Source organism: Mesorhizobium sp., assembly GCF_004963255.1.
GTDB lineage: Bacteria > Pseudomonadota > Alphaproteobacteria > Rhizobiales > Rhizobiaceae > Mesorhizobium.
The window spans coordinates 1-19,577 of record NZ_SUGA01000036.1; the positions used below are offsets into that span (position 1 = coordinate 1).

A 19,577-nucleotide genomic window follows, 5' to 3' on the forward strand; every position below is an offset into this window, starting at 1 on the left:
TCTGCCTCGTGCGCTAAATATCGGCTCCCGTGCAAAACCCTCCTTGTGGGGGAGATTAGCTGTATCTACCCCGGCACGCTTGCTTTCAGTTCCGGAAACTTCTCGTCAAACCTTGCGGCCCAGCGCACGAGACGGCTGCGGCCCTTCTCCCATTGCCCGACGAACCGCAGCGACAGATAGCCAAGTGTGGCGCGCAGTGCCATGTGGCCGGCGGTGATCTTCTTCGGCAGTTTCGGCGGGTTGGCGTTGATGAGGTCGAGCGCGGTGGTGATCTTGCCCCACTGGCGGTCGAGCCAGGGCTGATAGACCATCGCCTCGGGCCGCGTGCGCCGCTCATAGACCATCGACAGCGCGCAGTCGCAAATGCCGTCGGCCAGCGCCTCGAGAACTTCCGCCTCGAGCCGCTTGTCGGGATTGCGCGGGAACAGCGCGTTCTTCGAGAGCCGGTTGAGATGCTGGGTAATGGCGCGGCTGTCATGGATCGAGCGGCCATCCTCCAGCACCAGCACCGGGATCTTGCCGAGCGGATTGGCCGAGATCAGTTCGGAGGGCTTATCCTCCGTCTTGACCGGCACGAGATCGATGACGATGCCGGCGTAGACGGCCGCCATGCGGACCTTCGAGCTGTAGGGGGACGTGGAAGCATAGAGCAGTTTCGGCATGATCGATTTCCCAGTTGTCTGCCGCACTGTTGACCGAATGGGACCTCCTGGGCAACGGCCCAACAAAGCTGATCCGGATTGGCCACGTCCTGCCGGCGCGGACGCGGCAACAAAAAAGCTCCCGGAAGGTTTGCCTGGTGGCAAATTTCCGAGAGCTTTAGGAGGAGCGTCCGCTCCGACTCCGCTCGCTGTCACACCGAATTGGCGAGAGCGGTGCCCAGGTGGCACCCGCCCTCACCCGTTGCGGTTCGCCAAGCGAAGCTACGCGATTACTTCTTGGCGGCCGGCTTCTTCGCCGGAGCTGCCTTCTTCACGGCTGCCGGAGCCTTGGCGGCGGCGGCCTTCATCGGAGCCTTGGCGGCGGGCTTGGCCGCGGCCTTCGCTGCCGGCTTCTTGGCGGCGGGCTTGGCTGCTGCCTTCGCGGCGGGCTTTGCCGCTGCCTTCGCGGCCGGCTTCGCGGCCGGCTTTGCTGCTGCCTTGGCAGCGGGCTTCGCCGCGGCCTTCGCGGCCGGCTTCGCTGCTGCCTTGGCCGGAGCCTTGGCGGCGGCCTTCGGTGCCGCTGCCTTCTTCACTGCTGCAGGTTTCGCGGCAGCCTTAGCTGCCGGCTTCTTTGCCGGCGCTTTCGCCGCCGGCGCCTTGGTTGTGGTCTTTGCCATGCGATGCCCCTTGCGTTTTGCCTAAGGTCGTGAGTGACCCGGCATGCTCATGCATATCTGACTCGCGACTGTCTAGCCAGCGAAGCAACACAATGATTTTCAGTTATTGAATTTTGGTTACACGAAGATGCATCTCATGGAAAAATTGTGAGCGAATCTGTCACTTTCGAAGTGACGGCCCGGCGCACAGATTTTAGCCCGCCTTCTATCGCCCGATGATCCATCCATTCGCGGCATAAGCTTATATCGTAATGTGAGCAGAGTGCTCACAATAGAGAACACGCTGCCGAACACCGGCTTCATCTTGTCCAGCGAAAACATCTACAGATGAACCGGCCATGCGGGGCGGTCAAAGCTTACGCGTTTGAAAGCGAGCTTCAAGCTCATATTCTGGGTCCACCCGCCATCCCGATCGACTTGCATTCGCCCTGCAGGCAGCGCGCCGGTTCGACCCGGTGCAGGTGCACGGCGTAGGTATCCCAGGGTGGCGAGACAGCGATCCCGGCCAGCATGCGGCCGACCTCGCCGCGATGATAGCCGCCGTGCAGGACGACATGGGTCAGCATCTCCTGCCTCGTCATGCAGCCCTTGTCGCCATCGGTGAAGGTGAAGCGATCGGCTCGGCAAGTGCCTGCTCCGAAATGGTTTCGAGATGGTCGATACCAGCGATCGACCTCGACCAGGGCGGCGCGCAACGCACGCGGCTCGGGTGTGTCCGGCGTATTGTCGCCCGCATAGCCGGGAGCCACGCCCCTCAGATGCGCGGCAAAGATCCGCGAAACGACATGGATGTGGTTCATCAGGCGGATCGCGGCGTGTCGCTCTGCCGCGCCGCGGGACGGATCCAAGCCGACAAGCGTCTCCAAGAGCTCATCATTCGCCCAGGCCTGATAGGCAAGCAGGCTCTTCAGCAAGGTCTTGGCACTCATCTTCGCGGCCCCATTTGCGTTGGTGAAATGAATGTGAGTATCCTCTTCATATTCTCGGGAGACGGGCCAGCATGTCGACTCGCATTGCAAAGCCGGCCGCGCGCATGCGCAAGCAGCCGCGCCAGGCGCGTTCGATCGCCACTGTCGAGGCGATCATCGAAGCCGGTGCTCACGTTCTGAGCGAGCTCGGCTGGGCCGGCTTCTCCACCAACAAGGTGGCCGAGGCCGCGGGCGTCAGCATCGGCTCGCTCTATCAGTATTTTCCCGACAAGCTCGCTTTGGTCGAAGCGATCCGGCGCCGTCACTTCGATCATGTGCTGTCGGTGATTCGCGAAGCGGCGGCGGAGGAGAAGCCGCTCAGGCAATTCGCGCGCGAGCTGGTGCGCGGCATGATCGGCGCACATTCGATCCATCCGACGCTGCACCAGGTGCTGCTCGACGAGGCGCCGGGCGACCGCGGCTCGCGCGCCGCGCATGCCCTGTTCCAGGCGCGCTATCTTGAACATTACGCCGCGGCCGTCGCGCAGTACCGCAAGCGCCGCAAGGACACCGAGACGATGGCGCGCGTGCTCTCCTCGGCGATCGAGGGCGTGATCCACAATGCGGCACGGCGCAACATGCTCGAAGCGCCGGAACTGCAGAAGCAACTCGTCGAGCTGATCTCGGCCTATCTGTCAGGTAGCCGGGCTACCTGACCTGTCGGGCGGCAAGGCAGCCTGGGACGGCGCCAGCGGAAGAGGCCTGCGGTGGCTCGCATACCGCCACGCCACTTCGCCCGGTCGCCGGCATCGCAAAATATTTCGCATCGTCTGTCGATTCCGCCGATCCCCGTTCGTCGTATCATCGCAACCAAACAACGAAGGACGACACACCGATGCGTTTCATGATGCTGATGATCCCTGGCGGCTACGCGACCGCGGCTCCCGACGTCAGGCCCGAAGCCGAAGCCGTGGCGACGATGATGAAATACAATGAAGAGCTGAAGCGCGCCGGGGTGCTGCTGGCGCTCGACGGGTTGCATCCACCGTCCTCGGGCGCACGGGTCTCCTTCAAGGGGGGCAAGCCCACCGTTACCGACGGTCCGTTCGCCGAGGTCAAGGAAGTGCTTGGCGGCTATTGGGTCATCGACGTGCGCTCGCCCGAGGAAGCCGTGGAATGGGCGCGCCGCTGCCCCGCCGGCGAGAACGACGTCATCGAGGTCCGGCGCGTTTTCGAGATGACCGATTTTCCAGAGGACGTCCAGAAGGTCGTTGACGGGTTCGACGAGCTTAAGGGTTGACCGCCACGGCGGCGATCGAAGCGGTCTGGCGGATCGAGCAGCCAAAACTCGCCGCCAGGCTCACCCGCAGCCTGCGCGATGTCGGGCTGGCCGAGGAGGTGGTGCAGGATGCTTTCTTGGCTGCTCTGGAACGCTGGCCCGGGGAAGGCATTCCACACAATCCGGCCGCCTGGCTGACCCGGGTCGCCACCAACCGGGCGCTCGACCGGCTGCGCCGAACCGTGCTGATCGACGGCAAGCATCGCCAGCTGGCCATCGACCTCGCCGAGCTGGAGCGTGAGATGCCCGACATCGAGGCGGCGCTGGACGAGGACATAGACGACGATCTGTTGCGGCTGATCTTCACCGCCTGCCATCCGGTGCTGCCGGCCGAACAGCGCGCGGCGCTTGCGCTCAGGATGCTCGGCGGCCTGTCGACGCCTCAGATCGCACGCGCCTTCCTGGTGCTGGAGGCGACCGTCGCCCAGCGTATCGTGCGCGCCAAAAGAACGCTGCGCGAAGCCGGCATCGCCTTCGAGATGCCGCGCGGGCAGGAGCGGCGCGAGCGCCTCGGCGCCGTGCTGGAGGTGATCTACCTGATCTTCAACGAAGGCTACGTCGCTTCCGCCGGACCGGACTGGCTGCGCACGGATCTCTGTGGCGAGGCAATGCGCCTCGGCCGTCAGCTGGCGGCCCTGGTGCCGCAGGAGCCCGAGACGCTCGGCCTGGTGGCCCTGATGGAGCTCAGCGTGTCGCGCTTTGGCGCCCGCATCGACGCAGTGGGCAACCCGGTCCTTCTGCTCGACCAGGACCGCAGCCGCTGGGACTGGTCGCTGATCCGGCGCGGCCTCGATGGGTTAAACCGCGCGATGGCGCTGACGCCGACACCTGGCCCCTATCAGCTGCAAGCGATGATCGCCGCCTGCCATGCGCGCGCCGTGAGCGCGGCCGACACCGACTGGATCGCCATCGCGGCATACTACCAGGCGCTTGCGCTTGCAGCGCCCTCGCCCATCGTCGAGGTCAACCGGGCGGTCGCTGCCGGCATGGCGTTCGGACCGGCGCAAGGGTTGGTCATCGTCGACGCGCTGCGGGACGAACCGCGGCTCAAGGATACGCATTTGTTGCCCACGGTGCGCGGCGATCTTCTGGCGAAGCTCGGACGGATGGACGAAGCCCGCGCCGAATTCCGCCGCGCAGCCGGGTTGGCCGGCAATGAGCGGGAACGGGCGCTGTTGCTTGCGCGGGCTGGTGGTGGAGAAGCCAACTCAAGATAGGCCGGCGGGACAGCGCCTACCTCAGCTGTCTATCGCCTGCCATTGAACCGGCGTCGCTCAGCGCGTGGCGACCACGGCCACGCCGGCGCCGATCATCACGCCACCGGCGGCGCGGTTGACGCGGCGCACGATCGCTGGTGTGCGCAAGAGGCCGCGGGCTCGGCCGGCGAGCAGGACATGTCCGCCGATGACCACGACCTCGACGATCAGGATCACCGTCGCCAACACGCCAAGATCGCCTGTGTTGAGCGACGCGCCGACCACGTTGGGCAGCAGCGCGACATAGAACAGCGGCATCTTCGGATTGCCGAGGTTGAGCGCGATGCCGGCGGCGAAGGTCGCCAGCAAGCCGCGCCGGTTCGATACCGGCTGCGATGCCGGGACCACGGGAATGGCGGTCCACAGCCTGACGCCCATCCAGATCAGATAGGCCGCGCCGCCATAGCGAAGCACGGTCATGACGACCGCCATCTTGGCGGCGAGGATCGACAGCCCGAAGGTGGCGAGCACCAGAAAGATGAGGATACCGACCACCGTCCCGGCCCCATAGGCGATGCCCGACGCGGCGCCGCTGGAGATCGTGCGGGCGACGATCGTCATGTTGTCGGGACCCGGACTGGCGGCGAACACGAAGAAGGCCGCCGCGAAGGCAAGCAGCGTCGTGATATCCATGCCCGTCAGCGCCGCCTCAGCGCAGCACGCGGCAGCGGCCGTTATAGACCAGCCAGCGGTCGAAGCCCGAGACGCAGAACTCGACATTGTCGCCGATCGAGGCAAAGCCCTGGCCTTCCTCGATCAGATAGAAGATCGAGCGGTCGCGGCCGTCGGACAGGTTGACGGTGGCGCGGCAATAGTGGCGGCCGATCGGCCATTCCTCGCTCGCCGGCTCGTAGCGATGCTGGCGGATGTCGCGGAAATCGGTGATCGCGACGTCCGGCAGATGCGGCACGTGATGCACCTGATAGGAGAAGCGGTCGGTGATCTTGTTCAGCACCCAGCTTTCGCCGCAGACGCTGCCATCGTCGCCGCTGTAGACGGAAAGGTCGGCGGCCTGCGCCGCCTGGGTAAAGCCCAGCGGAGCGGCGAAGGGAGTGAACAGCGCTACCAGCGCGGCAAGAGCGGAATGGGCGAAGCGAGTCATGACAGCCTCTCAAGGTCGGTTGCACGCACTGTGCGGATTCGCTTGGCGGCGGTCAAGCGGTCGCGAAAACAATGGTTTCCGTAAAACTTCGTTGCGGATTTGCCCTTCGATCAGTAAGTGCCGGCAAGCAGCAGCCCGCCGATGACGGCAATGTTGATCAGGAAGGCGTTGCGCAGCACCTGGCGCTCCGGCTCCGCGCTCGCCCAGAAACGCAGCAGCATGAGGTTCGTCGCTAGTGTGAAGAGGATCAGTGCGCCCGCGGCTAATGGCTTGGTCATGCCAACGGCGAGCAGCGAGCCCGCGATGACCTCGACCGCCGAACCGGCGGCCAGCATCAAGGTGGGGGCCGGAAATCTCTGCGCGGCCAGATAGTCGCGCATCGCCCCGAATTTGAGGAAATGCTCGATACCGGCGAAGACGAACACGCCGCCGATGAGGAGAGCGCCGACAGCTTGGATCATTTGAACAGGCATGGCGGCCTCCTCTCGACGTGCGTGGCTCCGTTCAGTCCTCGGGGATGAAGGTCGGGTTGTAGACGACCTCCCACAGATGATCGTCGGGATCCTGGAAATAGCCGGCATAGCCGCCCCAGAAGGTTTTCTGCGCCGGCTTGATCACGCGCGCGCCGGCCTTGACGGCCTCGGCCATCACCGCGTCGACCTCGGCCTCGCTGCCGACATTGTGGCCGATGGTCAATTCGGTCGGGCTGCGGCCGCTTTGCGGCACCGTGGCATCCCAGGCGATGCTGGCGCGCTCGTAGATGGCGAATTTCAGGCCGCCGGCGAGATCGAAGAAGGCGACGGCGCCATGCTCGAATTCGCGGCCGATGATGCCCTCGGTCGGCAGACCGAGGCCGTCGCGATAGAATTTGAGGGAGGCTTCCAGATCATCGACGCCGAGCGTCAATACGGTGATGCGAGCTTTCATTTCTCTCACTCCTTTCTATATTTGTGACCACAGTCGCAAACGGATGCGGTCCGATGCGAGCGCGTGAAGCGCCGTGAAGTTCCGTCCGTTTTGCCATGGATGACGCGGCCGGCATTGAATATTTCGGCCAAAATGACCGTCACACCGATCCGGCAACCTCGCTGGAGCAGATCGGAGAGGAGATGGAACCGGTCCTGGCACAGACCACCGGCTTCTTTCGGGAGCGGCCCGCCGCCGGCGGGCTGGCCGATGCCTTCTCCGCTGTCTGGGTCCATCGCATGGACGAGAGGGCCGTTCCGCCTATCGTCATCACGCCGGACGCGACGATCGACCTGCAATGGATCGATGGCCGCTTCCGTATCGCCGGCCCGGACAAGGAGCCGCAGATCGAGCAGCCTGCCGCCGGGGCGGTGATCGTGGGCTTCCGCTTCCGGCCAGGCGCGGCGGCGGGCTGGCTCGGCGTGCCGGCCGGCGAAATCGTCGGCGGGCGGCTTGATCTCGGCGAATTGTGGGGCACGCGCAGCCGCGAGCTTTCGGACCGTATCGGAGCGGCGCCCAACCTCCCCGATCTGATTCGGCGCCTGGAGGAGACGATCGGCGCGCACACGCAAGGACGCGCTGCGCTCGACCCGCAGATGGCCCGGGCCTTCGACGTCATATGCGAAGGCTTGCCGGCGGAAACGCCGCTGGTTCCGTTCCTGCAACGCCAGCTGCATATGAGCGAGCGGACGCTGCGCCGGCGTTTCGAGGACGCCTTCGGCTATGGCCCGAAGACACTCGACCGCATCCTGCGCTTCCACCGGTTCCGGCGCATGCAGCGGCAGCAGGGCGAAGCCTCGACCGCGCTGCTTGCCATCGAGGCCGGCTATGCCGACCAGGCGCATCTGATCCGCGAAAGCCGGCGGCTGACGGGCGTGACGCCCTCGGCGCTGGCTTGAGCGAACGCAGGCGCCCTACTCGCCCGCCAGCCAATCAGAGGTCCAGCGCGATGGCTGCCGGACGGCGAGCACCTTATGGAGGGCGGGCAACAGGACCTTCAATTCGCCTTCCAGCGTATAGGGCGGATTGACCACCACCAGCCCGCTGCCGTCGAGGCTGGGCTCGTCCGAGGCGGGCCGTATCTCGAAGGCGATGTCGAGCAGCTTTGGAATGCCTGTCTCCTTCAGCGCCGCGCGGAAGGCCGTCACCGCCCTGCGGTCCTTGATCGGATACCAGAGCGCGTAGATGCCACCCGGCCAGCGCCGGTGCGCCTTGCGCAGGCCTTCGACGAGGCGAGAAAACTCACCTTCCTCCTCGAAGGGCGGATCGATGAGCACCAAGCCGCGCTTTTCCTTCGGCGGCAGTTGCGCGCCGAGCGCCAGCCAGCCGTCGAGCTCGATCACTCTTGCCTGGAAATCGCCGGCGAAAACCGATTTGAGCCGAGCGGCATCCTGGGGGTGCAGCTCGACCGCCGTCAGCCGGTCCTGGCTGCGCAGGAGATGGCGAACGATCAGCGGCGAGCCGGGATAATGCTTGAGGCCGCCGTCGGGATTTTGCGCGCGCACCGCTTCCAGATAGGGCTGAAGCAGCGCCGCCGCCTGCGGCTCGAGCGTCGCCTCGGTGAGCCGGCCGATGCCGCCCTGCCACTCACCGGTCTTGCCGGCTTCGACCGAGGCAAGATCATAGCGGCCGATGCCGGCATGGGTGTCGATGACCCGAAAAGCCTTGTCCTTCTGCTTGAGATATTCGACGAGGCGCGCGAGCACGGCATGCTTGACGACATCGGCGAAATTGCCGGCGTGGTAGGCGTGGCGATAATTCATGCCGGCCTCACTTTAGTAAGCATGATGTCGTCCGAAAACCGCTTCACACTTTTCGGCATCATGCTCGTGGCGAACCGTTGCGGCCCCAGCGCGGCGGTGGCGGCTGCGAATTGGGATTCTGCGGGTGGCCTCCGTCGCGGCGGCCGAAGACGAGCGACAGCACCAGCCCGGCAAGGCCGACGCCCATCAGCGTGTAGCCGGCCGGCTCAGCGCGTTCGTCGATCGAGCCGGTGCCGGCGCGCAGGACGAGATCGACCGCGCGCATGTCGATGCCGTCGGCATCGCCGGGGCCGACGGTGAAGACGTAAGGGCCAGGCGTGACCCTGTCGATGACGCCGGCCTCGTCGCGAAAGATCTTGTCGGTCAGTTGCGGGCTGGCCTGGCGCGGATTGTCGGTGTCATTGAAAGAGAGCGCCGAGGCCAGCGCGGTGCGGCCGCCGCTCGCCGCGGTCAGCGTCAGCACGGTGCGCTGCTGGCCCGCGACCTGCTCGGCCCGCGCGGTCAAGTCGACCAGCACCCGCACCGGCGCGTCGCTTGCGGCGAGCTGCACAGTGACCGGCCGGAAGCGGCCGCCCTCATAGACCCGGTAAGTGCCGATGGCGTGGCCGGAAAAGTTGCTCATCGCCCAGGGATAGAAGATGCCGATGGCGGCGCCGGCGACGAGGAGAAGGACAGAGAGGAAGCGCATTCAGACCCTTGGCTGTTTCGTACGGCTGGCGGCTGTCCGCCCTACTTTTTTGACGCAATTCCGGACGGAAAACCGCCCACACTTTTCCTGGAATTGCTCTAGCGGTTTTCGTTTCGGGCAGCTTCGCGAACCCGCTCCATCTCGTCCAGAAACATTTCCAGGCCAAGCTCGAATGTCTTGTCGAAGCCGGCGCTGCCGAAATAGGCCCCGGCCTTCACAACGCTCGGATAGTCGCGCGCCAGTTCCTCGTCGCTGACCGTGGTGACGGCCGAAGGTCCCTTGGCGTAGCCGGCCGTCTCGTCGAGGATCGCGCCCATCAGATAGTAGCCGGCGGCGCGGAACAGGCGGGCGCTGAGCTCGGGGCCGAAACCGCCGTCCTCGAACAGGCCGATAATGGCGTTGAGCTTCGCAAGGCAGGGCGGCGAGTTCATGCGGTAGACGACGATGAAGGGCGCGAAGGCCGGGTGCTCGGTGGCGACACGGCGGAATTCCTGCATGCCGATGCGGGCCCGTTCGCGCCAGGGCAGATCGCCGCCAGGGATGACGAGCCCGCTCATCTGGCGGTCGACCAGCGCCTCGTAGAGATGCGCCTGCGAGGGAAAGTGGTGATAGATGCTCATCGCCTCGCAGCCGAGCCTGGCGGCGAGCTTGCGCATCGAAAAGCCGGACAGCCCTTCCCGCTCGATCACCTCGAAGGCAGCATCCTCGATCATCTCGCGGGAGAGCTTTCCGCGGGGGCGCTTTTTTTTGCTCGATGCATCCATGGCGGCGCTTGACAACTTACACTGTAAGGTTCATCGTTCGCATACCTTACATCGTAAGGCTAACAAAAACCAGAGGAGAACATCATGTCAGTCATTCGCATCGTCTCAGCTGTGCATTTCTGCCTTCGTTCCGCCTCGCTCATCGCCGCCGCCGGCATGTTTGCCGTGGCGTTCGCTTCCGCGCCTGCCCGGGCCGATGATTACGACGCCACCCTCAAGGACATCCAGTCGACGATGGGCGGCGTGCCGAGCTTCGTCAAACAATTCCCGAAAGCCGGTCTGCCTGGCGCCTGGGCCGAGGTCAAGGCCATCGAGCTCAGCGACAAGACGGCGCTGACGCCGAAGGAGAAGTCGCTGATCTCGCTGGCGGTCGCGGCGCAGATTCCCTGCAGCTACTGCATCTGGTCGGACACCGAAAACGCCAGGCACGCCGGCGCCACCGACCAGGAGATCCAGGAAGCCGTCGCCATGGCGGCGCTGACGCGTCACTGGAGCACCATCTTCAACGGCATGCAGGTCGATTTCGACCAGTTCAAGAAAGAGATGGGCGGAGAGTAAAGCCTTATCTCGACACAACTTGTCTGGCAAAGCGGGCGGGCGCGAACCTCGCCCGCCTTTCGCTGTCGATCTGGGCTCCAACCAAGCTTATGGATTCGCCGCCGCCGCTGCTCTATAGGAACAGCGCCTTGTTAAAAGCCGGCACAAATCCGATATCGGACCGGCGCCGGCCGGGCAGACATTGGAGAGTTGCCTCTCCGCAGGCCCTCGAATAGCGCCCGTCCCGAACTGGCGGCCCATTGGAGACCTTGTTGAAGCGAGCGATATCGATAGTCGTCACCCTGGCGCTGCTGGCATGGCTTGCCAGCGACCAGCGCTGGAAGATGGTTGGCGATGCATTTGCCTCGATTACTCCCGCCGCCTTCCTGGCGGTCGCGGCAGCGCTGTTCGTCACCTATGTGCTCAGGGCGCTGCGCGTCTGCGACGAGTTCCGCGACGATGTGAACGGCCGCTTCGGCGCCGCGCTGCGCATCATCCTGATCCACAATGCCATGATCAATGTCGTTCCCTTCCGCGGCGGCGAGACGGCCTTCCCGATCCTGTTGCGTCAGGTGTTCGGCGTGTCGATCGTGCGCGCCAGCGCCTCTCTTCTCTGGTTCAGGCTGCAGGACGCTTTCGTCGTCGGCGTGCTGGCCTGCCTCGTATGGCCGGGCCTCCATCTGGCGCTGCGGGCCGCCGGCATTGCGGCGCTGATCGCCGCCGCCTGGTACCTGCCGCGCTGGGCCCGCGCGCCGCACAACTGGACAGCCGGCGGCAGGATCGTCTCCAAGCTCGGCAAATTGCGAGACATCTTCACCGAGGCGACGGGGCGCTCGCGCTATGGCTGGTGGTGGACGATCGCCAACTGGGCGCTGAAGCTCGGCGTGCAGGGCTGGCTGCTCGCCATGCTGCTCAACACCTCGTTCCAGACCGCCTTTCCCGGCGCCGTCGGCGCGGAAGCAGCCGCCATCCTGCCGGTGCAGGGCGTCGCCGGCTTCGGCACCTATGAGGCGGGCGCCGCCGCGGCGCTGCTCTATTCCGGCGTTGCCATGAAGGACGGCTTGCAGGCGGCGCTCGCGCTGCATCTCTTCATCCTGTGCTCGGCGGTCGCAACCGGTGCGATCGCCTGGCTGTTCCCCTCGAAATCGACGCTGCCGGAAAACCCGGCGGCGGGACCGGCAAGGAAATGACCGCCATGAACGTGCTTCCCATCCCCGCATCGGGATTGCCCGAGGGCGCCGTCATGCCCGAGCACAAGCTCTCCATCGTCATCCCGATGTATAACGAGGCCGACAATGTCGAGCCGCTGCTTGTGCGCATCCATCAGGCGATGGAGAACTACAGCCAGCCATGGGAGGTGGTGCTGGTCGACGACGGCAGCACCGACGCCACCCCCGCCGAGATCCGCCGGCTGGCGGCGCAATACGGACCGCATGTGCATGGCGTGGAGCTGGTGCGCAACTACAAGCAGACCGCCGCCATGCAGGCCGGCCTCGACGCCGCGCGCGGCGATGTCATCGCGACGCTCGACGGCGACCTGCAGAACGACCCCTTCGACATTCCGCGCATGGTCTATCGCCTGCTGACCGAGGATCTCGACCTCGTCGCCGGCTGGCGCAAGGACCGCAAGGAAGGGTTCTGGTTGCGCCGCCTGCCGTCCCGCATCGCCAACAGGTTGATCGCGCGGGTCACCGGCGTTAAGCTCAAGGACTATGGCTGCAGCCTGAAAGTGTTCCGCGGCAGCGTCATCCGCAGCGTGCGGCTCTATGGCGAGATGCACCGCTTCATCCCGGCGTGGCTCGCGACGGTGACGACGCCGCGGCGCATAGCCGAGGAAGTGGTGACCCATCACGCCCGCATCCACGGCCAGTCGAAATACGGCATCTCGCGTACCTTCCGTGTGGTGCTGGACCTCGTCTTCATGTTCTTCTTCCTGCGCTATCGCACGCGTCCCGGCCATTTCTTCGGCGGCATCGGCATCGTGCTCGGCGTGCTCGGCTCGCTGATCCTGGCCTATCTCTTCGCGATCAAGGTTTTCTGGGGGCAGGACATTGGCACCAGGCCGATGCTGATCACCGGCTTCTTCCTGGTGATCGCCGGGTTGCAGGCTGTAACCTCGGGCGTGCTCGCCGAGATGCTGTCACGCGTCTATCTGGAGGCCAACGGCGCGCTCGCCTATGTGGCGCGGCCGCAGCCCGCGCATGGCGAGGGTGACGGCTGGCACTGGCCGAGCAAGGCGGCGGCAGTTGAAATACCGAAGACGCGTCGGAAGTGACCGGGCTGGCTGGCCGGCAGTGGCGGCATTGCCAATCGCATTGATTTCGCGCAACGGTCCTCCCAAGGAACGACCGCGAATGAGCGATGCCGGGGGCTGACGGAACCATCCTGATAACCGGCGCACGCGCGCCGGTGGCGCTGCATCTGGCGCGCCTTGTCCACGGCGCCGGTCGCAGGGTGATCCTGGCCGACACGCCGGCGCGGCCGATCGCGGCGGCGAGCAAGGCCTGCGCGCGCCACCACCGCCTGCCGCCGCCGCGCTTCGAACCGCAGGCCTATGCGAATGCGGTGGAAGCGCTGATAAGGGCTGAAGGCGTCGAACTGGTCATCCCGACCTGCGAGGAAGTCTTTCACCTTGCGCTGGCCTGGCGCGGCAGGACCATGCCGGGAAAATTGTTCGCCCCCGACATCGGATTGCTGGCGCAGGTCCACAACAAGCACAGCTTCATCCGGCTTGCCGAACAGCTCGGCTTGGCGGTGCCGGAGACGACGCTTCTCAATTCCCGCGACGATCTGCAGTCGGTGCGCGGCCACTCGCGCGACCTGGTGTTCAAGCCGGTCTGGTCGCGCTTCGCCAGCCATGTCCTGCTGCGGCCGACACCGGATTTCCTCGATGCGATCGCGCCCTCGCCCGCCATGCCCTGGGTGGCGCAGCGTTTCGTCGAGGGCGAGGAGATCAGCGCCTATGCGGTGGCGCGCGAGGGACGGCTCAAGGCGCTGGCGCTCTACCGTTCTCCCTATCGCGCCGGCAAGGGCGCCGGCATCTTCTTCGAGCGGGTCGAGGACGATGCGGTGCGCGAACTGGTCGAGCGCATCGTCGCCGGAACCGCATGGACCGGGCAGATCTCCTTCGACCTGATGCGTGAGCCCAATGGCCGCGTGCTGCCGCTGGAATGCAATCCGCGGGCGGTCAGCGGCCTGCATTTCTTCCGCGATCCGGCGCGGTTTGCCGCTGCTGTGCTTGGCGGCGGTCCGGAAGTCAGGCCGGACGTCACTGCGCCGCAAACAGTGCGGCTCGCGATGTGGATCTATGGGCTGCCGGCGGCGCTGCGTGCGCGAGCGCTCGCTCGCTTTCGCGAGGCGATGCGCGGGAGCGAGGAGTTGCTAGACTGGCCCGGCGATTCAGCCCCGGTCAGGGCGCAATGGACGGCGCTGGCGGAGATCGCCGGGATGGCGTGGCGTGAGCGGATCAGCCTGCAGGCGGCGTCGACGCGGGATATCGAGTGGAACGGGCCGGGTTCGGGCTAGGCAGACTGTAGAAGTCGGCGGGACAGCGCCCCCCTTTGTCCTACCGGACATCTCCCCCACAAGGGGGGAGATCAGCAGTTTCGGCGCCTAGCTCATCTTGCAATGTCGGCGATTGGCGAAAGCCGGTGCGACAGCCAATCTCCCCCCTCGTGGGGGAGATGGCCGGTAGGACAGAGGGGGGCGCGAAGGAACGCGGCCTATCCTTCTTCAGCAGCAAACAATCACAATTCGATCTCGTGCACCCTGGCCTCGCTCGCTGCTCCCGGCATCCTGCCCTCCATGATCGCCGCTATGTCGCGGCGCAGGAAATCGAGCGGGCCGATGACCGGCAGAGCCAGTGGCGCGAAACGGGCACTGTCGCTTGCCGATTTCAACACCCGGCGGTCCTGGTGCAGCGCGATGGTGAAGAGCGGCTTGAAGGCCAGCGCCTTCAGCTCGCCGAGCAAGCCCTGGCGCCGGCCGATCAGCCAGCCGACGCCCTCGACGGTGCGCTCGTCGGCCTGGCGCAGATGGAAGGTGGTGGCCAGAACCAGCCCGTCCTTGCCCCAATATTCGAGCTCGGCGATGCCGGGATGGCGAAAGCGGCCGATAGTCCTGGCACGCTCGCCTTCCAGCAGCCGGCTGATCAGGCCCTGCTGGCGGTCCTCGCCGGTGTAGCTCGCCTCGACCCAGCCCTCGCCGCCCGTCACCTCGACCCGCACCAGACGGCGTTTCGAGGTGAGGCCGCGCAGCAGGCCCTTATGGGTGAAATGGGTATGGGTGGCGTCGAGGATGTTTTCCGCCGCATCGATGACCGTCGACTGCGTCGACGAGCGCACGCGCCGCACGATGATATCCTTGCCCTGCATGCAGTGCAGGTAGGGCTCGCCCCGCGGCGTGCCGGACGAGATGAAGACCACCCCGTCGCGCTCGATCGCGGCATAGCGGCGGACGCGGTAATGCGGCATGGCGCCGACATGGCCGGGGATCGCCGTGCAGCGTCCCTCGCCGTCATAACGCCAGCCGTGATAGGGGCATTCAATCTCGCCGCCGACCACCTTGCCGGTCGACAGCTCGACCAGCCGGTGCGGGCAGCGGTCGAACAACGCGGCGACACCTTGCGTCGAGCGGAACAGCACCAGGGGCTCGCCGTCGAAAAGGACACGCTTCGGCCGCTTGCCGATATCCGCGGACAGCGCCACCGCCTGCCAATGAGCTTCCGCGCGGCGCTCGCTCACAGTTCGAACCTCCTGAGCAGGGGAATGCCGACCCGCGCCAGCACCGTTTCCATGACACGGATCACCACGCGCCGGCGAAGCGGGAGATGCCCGGCATAGACGGCGTTGTATTCGATCGCCGCGACCGCGCCGCGCCGGCGTTTGAAACCGGCGGCGCCCGCGCTCATGTTGAAGAACAGGCCGCGCGACGTGGCGTGGTCCTGCGCCACCGCCATCATCATGCGGTAGAGCCCGTCGGCCGCCGGCAGGCTGGTGTCGTAGCCGACGATCGGCTGGGTCAACGTGCGGCCGTTTTCGAACAAGCCGGTGACGGCGACCAGCTCGCCGCCGGGCCGGCGCAATCCCGCCAGGCTGATGATGCCGCGCCGGTGCATCCCGGCGATATAACGGGCCGTGTAGTGCGGATTGAGCGGCGTGTATTTGTCGAGGTAGAGCATATCGTAGAGTTGCTCGGCGCGGGCATAGTCAGCCTCGCTGAAATCGCCGTTTCCGACCCGCTCGAACGGTGTCGCGCGCAGGCGGGCGCGATCGCGCTTCATGTCGCGCGTCATGGCGGGCGCGGCGCTGCGGTCGGCGAAGATGTAGATCTGGCGCGCCGCCAGCATGCGGAACCCCTCGGCCTTCAAGACGGCAATCGTCGCCGGATCGGCGATATCGTTCAACGAACGGATGACGATGGCGCGATCGGGGAAACGCGCGGTCAAGGCCGAGCGCAGCGACGCGACTGTCGGCCGGTCGAGCAGCGGCACCGGATTGGTCGAATAGAGCCAGTTGTTGACCTGCGCCTGATGGTCGAGGCCGCTTGCTCTGACCAAAGGCGCGCAGGCCCTGATCAGGGCGTTCAACACGCGCCGCAGCAGCGGATGGGCGGCGAAGTTGCGCGTCTCGTCGATCGCGTAGTCGATATAGGCGCTGGTCGGGCAGCAGATATAGCAGTTGGGCGCATCATCGGCATCGTTCAGCGTCAGCGGAAAAACGCGGCCGGCAATTTCGAAGGTCTCCACCTTCGTCTTGAGGTTGGCGATGAGATCGCGCACCGGCACTTCGTTGAAGAGGCTTACGAAAGCCGCGACCTTCGCCGGCTTGTTCTCGACGCGGTCGGCCTGCACGCACCTTGCCATCGTCGCCGCGCCTGTCATCGCGCCAGCTCCAGGCGGCATTCGACGCGGCGCAGCTTGCGGCCTGTTTCTAACGGCAGCGACGCGCGGACCAGCGTTATGGTGGCGGCCGCCTTTCGTATTTCCACGAGCGCGCGAACCGCCTGATGCGCGGCCACCGCCGCATCGTCCGGGAGCGTCGGCGGAAGCCTGAGCTCGATGCTCTCCGGCCCGGTCTGGAAGAGGCGGAAATCGTCGATGCGGCGATCGGCTTTGAGCACGGCGTTGCGCAGCACATCGGGCGTGACCAGGATCGGGCCGTCCGGCGACGTGAATCGGAAAGCATCGTCCATGCGGCCGACGATCTCGTCGACGCAGCGCAACGGCGAACCGCAGCGGCAAGGTTCTTTGGACAAGCGCAACACGTCGTTCATCCTGTAACGGGCCATTATCTGTGTCCGTCGGCGAAAGGCCGTCACCAGCGGCGTCACCAGCCCCTCGCCCGCCGGCTCGAATTCGAAGAAGACGGAGTCTTCCGCCAGATGCAGTCCGCCCTGCCTGCAGGTCACGGCGAACAGGCCTTCGGTCGCCATGTAGATCTGGTCGAGCGGCAGTCGGAAGAAATTCTCGATAACCGGACGGTCGACCGGATCGAGCGTTTCCGCTGCCGAGAAGACGCGCTTCGGACGCAGCCGAAATCCCTCGTTTGCGAAATGGCGCAGGATCTTGGGCGGCGCGATGACGACCGTCGGGTCAAAGGCTTCGAGCGCGCCGCGCCAGCTTTCCGGCCCTTTCGTTAGGTCGAAGAAGGCAAGCTTGATCAGGTGCGATGTGCGGGCGCTGTCGTAAAGCCCGGTGTTCTGCGGCAGGATGACGGCGACACGCATGCCGCGCCAGACAAGATCAGGCGCCGCCTTGGCGAGGATCGTTCCCAGCCAGCGATATTTTTCGGCTTCCGAGATCACGAACAGGCCGCGATTGCCGGAGGTCCCTGTGCTGGCGCCGACGGTGAGCGCGCCGGCGCGGCCGTCACGCGCCAGGGCCGCCCAGGCTTGCGCGGCGGTGAGGCCATGGATGTTGAAATCCTTGAAGCGCGCCATCACCAGCGCCTTGTCGGTGACCGGCAGATCGGCAAGATTCGCCGGCGCCTTGCCGTAAAAGGGCGCGCGCGGCAGGTCACTGTCGAGGAAGTGCCGCAAGGCGCCCGCCTGCCAGCGATCGAAATCCGCACGGCTCTTCCGCGACACCCAGCGCGTCAGGGCGAAAGACGCTGCCGCTTCCGCCAGCCCGTTCATGAAACCTCCAGCGCGAGGTCATAAGGCGTCGGCGCGGGATCATGGCAGAGCATCACCTCGCCGCCCGTGCTGAGGAAGCGGCGCAGCATGGCGCTGGTCGGCTCGATCGCGGCCGCGTCCTCGGCGATCAGGGTGGCCGGGAAACCGGGCGTGCGGTTCTCGATCAACGCGGCAAGCAGCCATTGCACGTCGACGGCGTAGAGCAGCGGGCGGTCGAGGCCATTGAACAACAGGCCGAACTGGCCATCGGCGTGGCCTGGAAGATCGACCGCGGTGACGCTGCCGTCGCCGAAGAGATCCGTGCCGCCCGGCATGTCGCCGAGAGGCTCGGTGCGCGGCTTGCCGGATAGTCCGTCGAGCCGCGACTCGAAGTCGGCGGGAAACAATTCGGTGAAGACGCCATGGCGCAAATTCTGGCGCGGCGTGCGCGCCTTGACCCGCGCCCAGGCGGTGTCGCTGGCGATGAAACGCGCGTTGCGGAACAGCGACAGGCCGGAAATGTGGTCGGCGTGAAAATGCGTGACGATGACTGTGCGGATATTGTCAGGCGACAGGCCGAAACGGCGCAGCACCGACAGAACCTGCTCGTCGGCATTGAGCTGAGGTTTCAGCAGCGCGCCGTAGAGCCGAAGCATGCGGCCGCGCCGCTCGCCGCTCAGCGCTTCCGGCGTGTAGCCGGTGTCGACCAGCACCGGTCCGGCGGCGGGGTGAAAGAACAGCCCGTAGCGGACACGCAGCCTGACGCTTTGCCAGGTGCCGCCGCGCAGGATCAGCCGCTCGGCGGCGTTGACCCAGGCGCTGTTGGCGAAGACGACCTTCATGGCCTGGCCCCGCCAGCAAAGGTGCGGTCGAGCCCTTGCTCGAACGAGATCTTCGGCGCCCAGCCGAGAACGCGTTTCGCATTGGAAATATCCAGGCTCTGCGCATAGGCGAAGAGACCGAGCCCATAGCGGGTGACTGGCGGCTCGGGCCGGCCGGGCAACCGCAGCGCCACCGCTTCCATCAAGCCCGCCGCCAGCATCGCCGGCGCGAGCGGCATCGGCCGCCAGCGCGCGTGCAAGCCGGCGCGGATACAGGCCGCGTCGGCGATGCGGCGGACCGGCAGCATCTCGCCGCCGGAGATGTTGAAGATCCGACCCTCGGCTTCGCCAGGTGCGGCGAGCGCCGCCATCACCGCATCGACGACATCGTCGACAAAAGTGAGGTCGATGGCCGCACGGCCGTCGCGAAACAGCGGCAGCGGCCGTCTTTTCGCCGCCTTGATCAGGCGCGGCAGCAACGCCCGATCGCCCTTGCCGTAGATGCCGCGCGGCCGCAGCACCACAGGATGAACATCGGGCTGGCCGAGCACGATCCTTTCGGCCTCGCGCTTGGTGCGGGCATAGTGATTGACCGGCTCCGGCAGGGCCGCGTCCTCGGCAAGGCCAAGCTGGTCGCGGAAGGCGAAGCAGACGGACGGGCTGGAGATGTGGACGAAACGGCTGACGCCCTGCCGCATGGCGAAATCGACAAGGTTGCGCGTTGCCGTGACATTGGCCGCCTCGAAATCCGCGAGGCGTCCGAAGGGCGACGAAAGCGCCGCGCAGTGGATGATCCGCTCGACCCTGCCCAGCCTGGGGTCGAGGGCGGCATCGAGCGGCTGCGCCAAATCGTGACGGATGATGCGATGGCCGGCCGCTTCGAGCGCCGCGCAGCGCGCTTCATCGCGGCCGAGCCCGAGCGCCAGCGTGCCGGAAGCGGCCAACCGCTCGAGCACATGGGAGCCCAAGAACCCGCTTGCGCCGGTGACGAGGACGGCCATC

General features: G+C 65.9%; 23 protein-coding genes. 8 read left to right on the forward strand and 15 right to left on the reverse strand.

Annotation, left to right across the window (positions count from 1 at the left end):
• Positions 1 to 65 precede the first annotated feature (65 nt).
• The 3 genes from E5X34_RS26615 to E5X34_RS26625 all read right to left on the reverse strand — a co-directional run bounded on the left by E5X34_RS26615 (position 66) and on the right by E5X34_RS26625 (position 2,247).
• On the reverse strand, positions 66 to 662 hold the full coding sequence (locus E5X34_RS26615; RefSeq protein WP_292571062.1) for a glutathione S-transferase family protein: 597 nt from the start codon (positions 660 to 662) through the stop codon (positions 66 to 68).
• Positions 663 to 931: 269 nt separating this feature from the next.
• A complete protein-coding gene (locus E5X34_RS26620) occupies positions 932 to 1,318 on the reverse strand; it encodes a hypothetical protein (protein ID WP_292571064.1) in 387 nt (128 codons plus the stop codon).
• Between the two features lie 383 nt (positions 1,319 to 1,701).
• Entirely contained in the window at positions 1,702 to 2,247 is a 546-nt protein-coding gene (locus tag E5X34_RS26625; RefSeq protein WP_292571066.1) for a DinB family protein, read from the reverse strand.
• Between the two features lie 104 nt (positions 2,248 to 2,351).
• Here E5X34_RS26625 and E5X34_RS26630 point away from each other — a divergent pair, with 104 nt between their 5' ends.
• The 3 genes from E5X34_RS26630 (at position 2,352) to E5X34_RS26640 (ending at position 4,782) form a co-directional block, all read left to right on the forward strand.
• A complete protein-coding gene (locus tag E5X34_RS26630; RefSeq protein ID WP_292571187.1) occupies positions 2,352 to 2,942 on the forward strand; it encodes a TetR/AcrR family transcriptional regulator in 591 nt (196 codons plus the stop codon).
• A gap of 179 nt (positions 2,943 to 3,121) precedes the next feature.
• Entirely contained in the window at positions 3,122 to 3,526 is a 405-nt protein-coding gene (locus tag E5X34_RS26635; protein WP_126061798.1) for a YciI family protein, read from the forward strand.
• Complete coding sequence (locus E5X34_RS26640; protein WP_292571068.1) at positions 3,523 to 4,782, forward strand: RNA polymerase sigma factor; 1,260 nt, start codon at positions 3,523 to 3,525, stop codon at positions 4,780 to 4,782. Before E5X34_RS26635 ends, E5X34_RS26640 begins: the two co-directional genes overlap by 4 nt.
• A gap of 57 nt (positions 4,783 to 4,839) precedes the next feature.
• On the opposite strand, the gene E5X34_RS26645 is transcribed toward E5X34_RS26640, so the two are convergent.
• The 4 genes from E5X34_RS26645 to E5X34_RS26660 form a co-directional block, all read right to left on the reverse strand.
• Positions 4,840 to 5,454, reverse strand: coding sequence for a LysE family translocator (locus tag E5X34_RS26645; protein WP_292571070.1), 615 nt, complete (start codon positions 5,452 to 5,454; stop codon positions 4,840 to 4,842).
• A 16-nt stretch (positions 5,455 to 5,470) separates the two neighbouring features.
• A complete protein-coding gene (locus E5X34_RS26650; RefSeq protein WP_292571072.1) occupies positions 5,471 to 5,923 on the reverse strand; it encodes a hypothetical protein in 453 nt (150 codons plus the stop codon).
• Between the two features lie 110 nt (positions 5,924 to 6,033).
• Entirely contained in the window at positions 6,034 to 6,396 is a 363-nt protein-coding gene (locus E5X34_RS26655; RefSeq protein WP_292571074.1) for a DoxX family protein, read from the reverse strand.
• A 31-nt stretch (positions 6,397 to 6,427) separates the two neighbouring features.
• Positions 6,428 to 6,850, reverse strand: a complete 423-nt coding sequence (locus E5X34_RS26660; RefSeq protein WP_292571076.1) for a VOC family protein — start codon at positions 6,848 to 6,850, stop codon at positions 6,428 to 6,430.
• Positions 6,851 to 6,945: 95 nt separating this feature from the next.
• Here E5X34_RS26660 and E5X34_RS26665 point away from each other — a divergent pair, with 95 nt between their 5' ends.
• On the forward strand, positions 6,946 to 7,788 hold the full coding sequence (locus tag E5X34_RS26665) for a helix-turn-helix domain-containing protein (RefSeq protein ID WP_292571078.1): 843 nt from the start codon (positions 6,946 to 6,948) through the stop codon (positions 7,786 to 7,788).
• 15 nt (positions 7,789 to 7,803) lie between these two features.
• Here the strand turns inward: E5X34_RS26665 and E5X34_RS26670 are convergent, their stop codons facing one another.
• From E5X34_RS26670 to E5X34_RS26680, 3 genes are all read right to left on the reverse strand, one after another.
• Positions 7,804 to 8,652, reverse strand: coding sequence for a 23S rRNA (adenine(2030)-N(6))-methyltransferase RlmJ (locus E5X34_RS26670; protein WP_292571080.1), 849 nt, complete (start codon positions 8,650 to 8,652; stop codon positions 7,804 to 7,806).
• A 58-nt stretch (positions 8,653 to 8,710) separates the two neighbouring features.
• The gene (locus E5X34_RS26675) at positions 8,711 to 9,340 is read right to left on the reverse strand and encodes a hypothetical protein (protein WP_292571082.1); all 630 of its coding nucleotides are present in this window, start codon (positions 9,338 to 9,340) and stop codon (positions 8,711 to 8,713) included.
• Positions 9,341 to 9,438: 98 nt separating this feature from the next.
• Positions 9,439 to 10,053, reverse strand: a complete 615-nt coding sequence (locus E5X34_RS26680) for a TetR/AcrR family transcriptional regulator (protein ID WP_292571084.1) — start codon at positions 10,051 to 10,053, stop codon at positions 9,439 to 9,441.
• A gap of 135 nt (positions 10,054 to 10,188) precedes the next feature.
• Here E5X34_RS26680 and E5X34_RS26685 point away from each other — a divergent pair, with 135 nt between their 5' ends.
• From E5X34_RS26685 to E5X34_RS26700, 4 genes are all read left to right on the forward strand, one after another.
• A complete protein-coding gene (locus E5X34_RS26685; RefSeq protein WP_292571086.1) occupies positions 10,189 to 10,662 on the forward strand; it encodes a carboxymuconolactone decarboxylase family protein in 474 nt (157 codons plus the stop codon).
• A gap of 251 nt (positions 10,663 to 10,913) precedes the next feature.
• Positions 10,914 to 11,831 carry a lysylphosphatidylglycerol synthase domain-containing protein gene (locus tag E5X34_RS26690; RefSeq protein ID WP_292571088.1) on the forward strand — a complete coding sequence of 306 codons (918 nt, stop codon included), beginning with the start codon at positions 10,914 to 10,916 and terminating at the stop codon, positions 11,829 to 11,831.
• A 5-nt stretch (positions 11,832 to 11,836) separates the two neighbouring features.
• Positions 11,837 to 12,916, forward strand: a complete 1,080-nt coding sequence (locus tag E5X34_RS26695) for a glycosyltransferase family 2 protein (RefSeq protein WP_292571090.1) — start codon at positions 11,837 to 11,839, stop codon at positions 12,914 to 12,916.
• A gap of 86 nt (positions 12,917 to 13,002) precedes the next feature.
• The gene (locus E5X34_RS26700; protein ID WP_292571092.1) at positions 13,003 to 14,166 is read left to right on the forward strand and encodes a hypothetical protein; all 1,164 of its coding nucleotides are present in this window, start codon (positions 13,003 to 13,005) and stop codon (positions 14,164 to 14,166) included.
• 221 nt (positions 14,167 to 14,387) lie between these two features.
• Here the strand turns inward: E5X34_RS26700 and E5X34_RS26705 are convergent, their stop codons facing one another.
• From E5X34_RS26705 to E5X34_RS26725, 5 genes are read right to left on the reverse strand one after another with little or no spacing between them, the layout of a single operon-like run.
• Positions 14,388 to 15,383 carry a Rieske 2Fe-2S domain-containing protein gene (locus E5X34_RS26705; RefSeq protein WP_292571094.1) on the reverse strand — a complete coding sequence of 332 codons (996 nt, stop codon included), beginning with the start codon at positions 15,381 to 15,383 and terminating at the stop codon, positions 14,388 to 14,390.
• Entirely contained in the window at positions 15,380 to 16,522 is a 1,143-nt protein-coding gene (locus E5X34_RS26710; RefSeq protein WP_292571096.1) for a GNAT family N-acetyltransferase, read from the reverse strand. Before E5X34_RS26710 ends, E5X34_RS26705 begins: the two co-directional genes overlap by 4 nt.
• Complete coding sequence (locus tag E5X34_RS26715; protein ID WP_292571098.1) at positions 16,519 to 17,775, reverse strand: F390 synthetase-related protein; 1,257 nt, start codon at positions 17,773 to 17,775, stop codon at positions 16,519 to 16,521. Before E5X34_RS26715 ends, E5X34_RS26710 begins: the two co-directional genes overlap by 4 nt.
• A complete protein-coding gene (locus E5X34_RS26720) occupies positions 17,772 to 18,596 on the reverse strand; it encodes an MBL fold metallo-hydrolase (RefSeq protein WP_292571100.1) in 825 nt (274 codons plus the stop codon). The genes E5X34_RS26715 and E5X34_RS26720 overlap by 4 nt, the downstream gene beginning before the upstream one ends.
• Positions 18,593 to 19,576 (reverse strand): NAD(P)-dependent oxidoreductase, encoded by a 984-nt coding sequence (locus tag E5X34_RS26725; protein ID WP_292571102.1) that lies wholly within the window; start codon positions 19,574 to 19,576, stop codon positions 18,593 to 18,595. The genes E5X34_RS26720 and E5X34_RS26725 overlap by 4 nt, the downstream gene beginning before the upstream one ends.
• Position 19,577: the final 1 nt, after the last annotated feature.